Origin of the sequence: Cohnella sp. CFH 77786, from assembly GCF_019400745.1 — a bacterium.
Classification (GTDB): domain Bacteria; phylum Bacillota; class Bacilli; order Paenibacillales; family Paenibacillaceae; genus Cohnella.
The window spans coordinates 1-1,683 of record NZ_WJIB01000039.1 but is presented as its reverse complement, the minus strand read 5'-3'; the positions used below and the strand labels follow the sequence as shown (position 1 = coordinate 1,683).

At 57.0% G+C, this 1,683-nt stretch carries 1 rRNA gene; it reads left to right on the top strand.

What is annotated here, in order from left to right:
• Positions 1-1,675, top strand: a 23S ribosomal RNA gene (locus GE107_RS26205); the annotation flags it as partial.
• Positions 1,676-1,683: the final 8 nt, after the last annotated feature.

The window sequence follows — 1,683 nt, the reverse complement described above, 5'->3', positions numbered from 1 at the left end:
GAAGTCGGACCGGAAGGACCGGTGGACTGCATACAAGTGAGAATGCCGGTATGAGTAACGAAAAGACAAGTGAGAATCTTGTCCGCCGAAAGCCTAAGGGTTCCTGGGGAAGGTTCGTCCGCCCAGGGTAAGTCGGGACCTAAGGCGAGGCCGAAAGGCGTAGTCGAAGGACAACAGGTTGAAATTCCTGTACCACCGTAAGCCGTTACGAGCGATGGGGGGACGCAGGAGGGCAGAGACGCGAGCTGATGGAATAGCTCGTCCAAGCAGTGAGACTTGTACGTAGGCAAATCCGCGTACTGTAAGGTTGAGCTGTGATGGGGAGGGAAAAATGCAGTACCGAAGGTCTTGTGCTCACGCTGCCGAGAAAAGCCTCTAGCCAGGCGAAGGTGCCCGTACCGCAAACCGACACAGGTAGGCGAGATGAAAATTCTAAGGCGCGCGGAAGAACTCTCGTTAAGGAACTCGGCAAAATGACCCCGTAACTTCGGGAGAAGGGGTGCCCCGGTAGCGTGAATAGCGCGAGGGGGCCGCAGTGAAGAGGCCCAAGCGACTGTTTAGCAAAAACACAGGTCTGTGCGAAGCCGTAAGGCGAAGTATACGGGCTGACGCCTGCCCGGTGCTGGAAGGTTAAGGGGAGCGGTTAGGGGCAACCCGAAGCTGTGAACCGAAGCCCCAGTAAACGGCGGCCGTAACTATAACGGTCCTAAGGTAGCGAAATTCCTTGTCAGGTAAATTCTGACCCGCACGAATGGCGTAACGATCTTGGGCGCTGTCTCAACGAGAGATCCGGTGAAATTTTAGTACCTGTGAAGATGCAGGTTACCCGCGACGTGACGGAAAGACCCCATGGAGCTTTACTGCAGCTTGATATTGGACTTTGGTACGGTCTGTACAGGATAGGTGGGAGCCTGAGAAGCCTGAGCGCCAGCTTGGGTGGAGGCGCCGTTGGGATACCACCCTGATCGTATCGGAGTTCTAACCTGTCACCGTGAATCCGGTGAAGGGACCGTGTCAGGCGGGCAGTTTGACTGGGGCGGTCGCCTCCCAAAAAGTAACGGAGGCGCCCCAAGGTTCCCTCAGCGCGGTTGGAAATCGCGCGAAGAGTGCAAAGGCATAAGGGAGCTTGACTGCGAGACCTACAAGTCGAGCAGGGACGAAAGTCGGGCTTAGTGATCCGGTGGTACCGAATGGAAGGGCCATCGCTCAACGGATAAAAGCTACCCTGGGGATAACAGGCTTATCTCCCCCAAGAGTCCACATCGACGGGGAGGTTTGGCACCTCGATGTCGGCTCATCGCATCCTGGGGCTGAAGTAGGTCCCAAGGGTTGGGCTGTTCGCCCATTAAAGCGGTACGCGAGCTGGGTTCAGAACGTCGTGAGACAGTTCGGTCCCTATCTGTCGCGGGCGTAGGAAATTTGAGAGGGGCTGTCCTTAGTACGAGAGGACCGGGATGGACGCACCGCTGGTGTACCAGTTGTTCCGCCAGGAGCACCGCTGGGTAGCCAAGTGCGGGAGGGATAAGCGCTGAAAGCATCTAAGCGCGAAGCCCGCCTCAAGATGAGATTTCCCAGTATGTAAGACCCCTGGAAGAACACCAGGTTGATAGGCCCGGGGTGGAAGCGCGGCAACGCGTGCAGCTGACGGGTACTAATCGGTCGAGGGCTTATCCTACGCAGCAG